The sequence below is a fragment of the Cupriavidus gilardii genome (assembly GCF_008801915.1).
GTDB lineage: Bacteria > Pseudomonadota > Gammaproteobacteria > Burkholderiales > Burkholderiaceae > Cupriavidus > Cupriavidus gilardii.
The window spans coordinates 1-454 of the sequence record NZ_VZOV01000092.1; the positions used below are offsets into that span (position 1 = coordinate 1).

1 pseudogene is annotated in these 454 nt (G+C 43.4%); it reads right to left on the reverse strand.

From position 1 onward, the window contains the following. A pseudogene (gene adeH / locus F7Q96_RS26590) lies at nt 1-454 on the reverse strand (multidrug efflux RND transporter outer membrane subunit AdeH); the annotation flags it as partial.

A 454-nucleotide genomic window follows, 5' to 3' on the forward strand; every position in this document is an offset into this window, starting at 1 on the left:
TTAAACTTGAAGATTCATAACCTAAAGCTCCTGTAAGACTGAGTTTTGGGAAAAATGCTGCACGAGCAATTCCAATACGCGCATTATCTGCTGCCATTGCACGCTCTGCAGCCGCAATATCGGGTCGTCTTTCAAGTAAAGTTGACGGCAAACCGGCAGGGAGACGGATACTATTTGCAGTTAAAGGTTGAACTGCCAAGTTAAAGTCTGCTGGTGGTTTTCCTAATAAGACTGCAAGCGCATGTTCTGCACTGGCTCTGTTACGAGCAATATTTAGGGCAGTGGTTTGTGCGGTAGCAAGTTCGGTTTGTGCGCGAGAAACATCTAATTCACTGCCAAGTCCGTTTTTAAAACGAAGCTGCATTAAATCTCGTGTTTCACCTAGCAATTTGATTGTACGGTTATAAATTGCTTGTTCGGTATCAAGTTGACGTATCAGAAAATAACCTTGAGC